The following is a 5,162-nucleotide window of genomic DNA, read 5'->3' on the forward strand; positions in this document are numbered from 1 at the left end:
GCGAGGCCTGGTTGCCGTTGAACGGGTCGAAGTTGATCGCCCGGGCGTAGCCGACCAGGACGAGGACCGGGGCGGTCTCGCCCATGACGCGCGCGAAGGCGAGCATCACGCCGGTGACCGTGCCCGAGAGGGCGGTCGGCAGGACGATGCGCAGGATCGTCTTCCACTTCGGGATGCCGAGCGCGTACGCAGCCTCCCGCAGCTCGTCCGGCACCAGCTGCAGCATCTCCTCGGTGTTGCGGATGACCACCGGGAGCATGAGCAGCACGAGCGCCAGGCCGACGAGGAAGCCGCTCTGGTCGAGGCCGCCGATCGAGATGAACAGCGCGAAGACGAAGAGCGCCGCGACGATCGAGGGCACGCCGGAGAGGATGTCGACCATGAAGCTGGTGGTCCGGGCGAGGCGGCCGCGGCCGTACTCGACCAGGTAGACCGCCGCCAGGATCCCCACGGGCACCGCGATGACCCCGGCGATGAGCGCCTGGATCAGGGTCCCGACGATCGCGTGGTAGACGCCGCCCCGGGTCTCGTCGGGGGTCACGCCGGACAGCGAGCGGGTCCACCAGTCCGCCGACACGATCGCCGGCAGGCCCTTGACGATCACGCTGACGAGCAGCCACACCAGCGGGATGACCGCGATGAGGAACGCCAGGGTGACCAGGACCGTCGCCGCCTGGTTCTTGATCCTGCGGGCGGTGGAGACGCGGCGGAAGGTCTCGGGGACCGCGGGGCGGTCCGGGGCGTCGAGAGCGGTCGACATCAGCCGTTCACCTTCCCGCCCGCGACCACGCGGGCGATCGCGTTGACGACGAAGGTCAGCACGAACAGCACCAGACCCGCCGAGATGTAGGCGCCGGTCGGGAGCGGCTGGCTGAACTCCGAGGCGGCCGAGGCGATGAGCGAGGCGAAGGTGTACCCGCCGTCGAAGAGGCTGCCGTGCGACGGGCTCGTCGAGGCCCGGATGACGAGCAGGATCGCGATGGTCTCGCCGAGGGCGCGGCCGAGGCCGAGCATCGAGGCCGCGATGAAGCCGCTGCGCCCGTAGGGCAGCACGGCCATGCGGATGACCTCCCAGCGCGTGGCACCGAGGGCCTGGGCGGCCTCGATGTGGAAGCGCGGGGTCTGGGCGAACACCTCGCGGGTCGTCGCGGTGATGATCGGCAGGATCATGATCGCCAGGATGATGCCGGCGGTGAAGATCGTGCCGGTCAGGACCGGGCTGATGTTGCCGGGCGAGAAGAGGAAGAACCACCCGAGGTAGGTCTGCAGGAACCCGGCGATCGGCTCGATCGCCGGCGCGAGGACGAGGATGCCCCACAGGCCGTAGACGATCGAGGGGACCGCGGCGAGCAGGCCGATCACGAAGGTGAAGGGCCGCGCCAGGCGCGCGGGGCTGTACTGGGTCAGGAAGAGCGCGATGCCCATGCCGATCGGCATCGCGATGACGAGCGCCATCAGCGACGAGAGCACGGTGACCACGAGCAGGTCCCGGATCCCGAAGCGCAGGTTGGCCGCGTCGGTCGTGTTGAACTCGGCGCTCGTGAAGAAGTCGTCGTGGTTCGCCAGCAGCGACGGCACGGCCCGCACGACGAGGAAGAGTCCGATCAGGGCGATCGCCGCGACGACGACGAGGCCGGAGCCGGTGGTGAGCCCGCGGAACACCCGTTCGCCGACGCCCCCCGCTCGTGCGCGGCCGCCCGTCCGGGTTTCGGGGTCGGTGTCGGTCACGGTGCTCATGGTGGCCGATCCGCTCGGGGTGTCCTGGGGTTCAGGGGCTTCCGAGTCGGTTCGCGCCGTGGTGCGTTCGCTCACGATTCTCCGGATCCGCCTCGTCGTGTCGGTCGTGCCGGGTGGGCCCGGCCGGGAGGTGTTCCCGGCCGGGCCCGGGTCCGAGTCAGGAGATCGCGTTGACCGACCCCGTGAGGCGCTGCTTGAACGCGTCCGGGACCGGGACGTAACCGCCCTGGGTCAGCGTGCCCTGGGCCTGCGGGGAGAGGGCGGTCTGCAGGAACGCCTTCACCGCCTGGCCGGTCTGCGGGTCCGCGTACTTGGTGCAGACGATCTCGTAGGTCGCGAGCGCGATCGGGTAGGCGCCCGGCGTGGTCGTCTTGTAGAGGCTCGACAGGTCGAGCGACAGGTCGCTGCCCTGGCCGGTGACCTTGACCGTGTCGACGGCCTTCGCCACCGCGTCGGTGGACAGCGCCACGGGCTGGCCGCCCCCGGCGTTGACGATGCTCGCGGTCGGCAGCTGGGCCTTCTGCGCGAACGACGCCTCGATGTAGGCGATCGAGTTCGGGGTGTTCTTCGTGGCGTCGGTGACGCCCTGGCTGCCCTTCGCGCCGGCCCCGGTGCCGCCGTTGAACGTCTGCGTCGACGGCTTCCCGTACGCGTTGTTCGACGCGGCGTTGAGGTAGGTCTGGAAGTTCTGGGTGGTGCCCGACTCGTCGGAGCGGAAGTTCACGACGATCGGCGCCGCGGGCAGGTTCTTGCCCGGGTTCAGTGCGGCGATCGCCGGGTCGTTCCACGTCTTGACGGTGCCGTTGAAGATCTTGGCGAGCGTCGCGCCGTCGAGCGCGAGGTCGGTCACGCCGGCCACGTTGTAGGCGATCGCGATCGGGCCGAAGACCATCGGGAGGTTCAGCGGGGTCGACGCGCAGCGCTGCTGGGCCTTCGCGGTCTCGTCGGGCTTGAGCGCCGCGTCCGAGCCGGCGAAGTCCGTCTGGCCGCCGATGAAGTCGTTGCGCCCGGCGCCCGAGCCGCTGGCGGTGTAGTTGACCGTCTGGCCACCGCAGGTCTGCTCGAACGTGTTCACGAAGCCCGTGATCGCGTTCGCCTGGGCGGTCGAGCCGCTGGCCTTGAGCGCCTGCTTGCCGCCACAGGTGACACCCGCCGCCTGCGGGGTGGACCCGCCGGAGTTGTTGTCACTGCCGCACGCGCTGAACAGGAGCGCCCCGGCCGCGATCAGTCCGATCGCCGCTGCGCGCCGCTGGAACCTCACAGAGATCCTCCGTCTCGTCCTCGTCCCGGAGCCGGTCGTGCCGCGATCCGGGCGTACGGGTCGACACGGGCTGCATCGACCGAGGCGGAGGTTATGGGGGGCGGGTGGACGAGCGACGCTGGCGAGGTGAACGAGGGATGAACAGGCCCGGTTGCGCCCCACCGATCGGGGCGAGACTCGTCACAGCAGGTCAGCGAGGTTGCGGCCGTCACACTCCTCGTGTCCGACCGCTCACCCGGCGGCGCGCGCGTCACCGGCAGGTGGCGCTCAGATGTCCTCCGGGAGACCGAAGGACACGTCCACCGCGTCCACCTCGAACCCCAGCCGCCGGTAGGTCGCGACGGCGGCCGCGTTGTCCGCCTCGACGTAGAGGACGACCTCGTGCAGACCCCGCCCGGCGAGGTGGTGCAGCCCCGCGAGGGTGAGCGCGCCCCCCAGCCCGCGGCCCTGCGCGTCCGGGTCCACCCCGACGACGTAGACCTCGCCCACCGGTCCGCCGTCGCGGGCCCCGTCGGGGTGGACCTTCGTCCAGTGGAAGCCGAGGAGCGCCCCCGAGCCGTCGTCGCGGGCCAGCAGGAAGCCCTCGGCGTCGAACCACGGCTCCTGCTCCCGGCGCACGACGTCGTCGACGGTCATCGCGCCCTGCTCGGGGTGCCAGGCGAAGGCGCGGGCGTTGACGGCGACGACGTCGGGCTCGTCCTGCCCCACCCGCAGCGGGCCGATCGTGACGCCCTCGACCGCCCGCGGCGCCGGCAGCGGCTCCGCGCCGGCGGGACGGCGCATCATCCAGAGGTCCCGGTCGCGCGCCAGCCCCAGCGCGCCGGCGAGCTCGGCCGAGCCCGGACGATCGCCGTGCGCCCAGACCCGGGCGTGCCCGGGCCGGATCGCGGGGTCGGCGAGCAGCGCGCGCGCGACCGCGGTCGCGATGCCGTGCCGGCGGGCACCGGGCGCGACGCCCAGCTCGACGACCACGTCGTCGGGGTCTCCGGCCTCGACGTGCGCCCAGGCGGCGAGGGCGCCGTCCTCGGTGCGGACCACCAGGTGCCGGCCGTGGCCGGTGGGCGTCGCGAGGTCGAGCAGGACGGGCTCGGACCAGGCGGACACGCCGTCGGCGTGCTTGACCGCCGCCACCAGCCGCTCGATCTCCGCCCGGTCCGCCGCCGTCGGCGTGATCTCTTCCGGGGGGGTCCACCGGGGTGCGGGGCTCGTCACGGCGCGCGACGCTACCCGCCTCCCCGGCGGCCTCGGGAACTGCTGGTCAGGCCCCGCCGGCCCACGCCGCGGGGCGGACCACGCGAGCGTCGTCGGCGGTGTCCCACGACCGCGCCCGGCCGGGGTCCTCGTCGTCGGAGCCCTCGTCGAGCCCCAGGTTCGGGGTGCCGGACTCGGTCGACGACGCGAGCACGCCGCGCACCGGCCGGACGAACTTGTAGCCCACGTTGCGGACGGTGCCGATCAGCTGCTCGTGCTCGGCGCCGAGCTTCGCGCGCAGCCGGCGGACGTGCACGTCGACCGTGCGGGTGCCGCCGAAGAAGTCGTAGCCCCAGACCTCCTGCAGCAGCTGGGCCCGGGTGAACACCCGGCCCGCGTGCTGCGCGAGGTACTTGAGGAGCTCGAACTCCTTGTAGGTGAGGTCGAGCGGACGGCCGCGCAGCCGCGCGGTGTAGGTGGCTTCGTCGATCACCAGCTCGCCGAGGACCAGGGCGCCCTCGCCGCTCGCGCTGTCGGACGAGCGCCGGGCCCGCAGCAGGCGCAGCCGGGCGTCCACCTCGGCCGGGCCCGCACCGGGCAGGAGCACCTCGTCCACGCCCCACTCGAGGGACACGGCGACGAGGCCCCCCTCGGTGAGCACGGCGATGACCGGGACGTCGAGCCCGGTCGAGCCCAGGAGGCGGCAGAGGCTCCGGGCGGCGGCGAGGTCGTGCCGGGCATCGACGAGGACGGCATCGTGCGGTCCGGCGTCGAGGAGCGCGGCCACTTCGGGCGCCGCGGTCCGGAGCCCGTGGGGTAGCAGGGTCAACGACGGCAGCACTGACGTCGGTTCGGGGTCGGCGGTGAGCAGCAGGAGCTCCACGCTTGTCTCCCTCCACAGTCGTGTGGAGCACCCTAGCCCGGTTCACCGCGCCGTCACCCGCTCGCGCGTTGCATGTCACGTGGGACTCCC

The 5,162-nt window shown here is 72.5% G+C and carries 5 protein-coding genes; all 5 read right to left on the minus strand.

Going from position 1 to position 5,162, the window contains the following annotated elements; all coding sequences use genetic code 11:
• Positions 1-760, minus strand: a 760-nt coding sequence (pstA, locus tag AC0CYZ_RS07390) for a phosphate ABC transporter permease PstA (RefSeq protein WP_472213819.1), incomplete at its 3' end; no start/stop codon positions are given.
• Complete coding sequence (gene pstC / locus AC0CYZ_RS07395) at positions 760-1,737, minus strand: phosphate ABC transporter permease subunit PstC (protein ID WP_472213821.1); 978 nt, start codon at positions 1,735-1,737, stop codon at positions 760-762. The genes pstA and pstC, both read right to left, overlap by 1 nt.
• 157 nt (positions 1,738-1,894) lie before the next feature.
• Positions 1,895-2,998, minus strand: coding sequence for a phosphate ABC transporter substrate-binding protein PstS (gene pstS / locus AC0CYZ_RS07400; protein ID WP_472213823.1), 1,104 nt, complete (start codon positions 2,996-2,998; stop codon positions 1,895-1,897).
• A gap of 267 nt (positions 2,999-3,265) precedes the next feature.
• Complete coding sequence (gene mshD, locus AC0CYZ_RS07405; RefSeq protein WP_472213827.1) at positions 3,266-4,171, minus strand: mycothiol synthase; 906 nt, start codon at positions 4,169-4,171, stop codon at positions 3,266-3,268.
• An 85-nt stretch (positions 4,172-4,256) separates the two neighbouring features.
• Positions 4,257-5,072, minus strand: coding sequence for a winged helix-turn-helix transcriptional regulator (locus AC0CYZ_RS07410; RefSeq protein ID WP_472213825.1), 816 nt, complete (start codon positions 5,070-5,072; stop codon positions 4,257-4,259).
• Positions 5,073-5,162: the final 90 nt, after the last annotated feature.

It is taken from the genome of Actinomycetospora sp. (assembly GCF_055612215.1).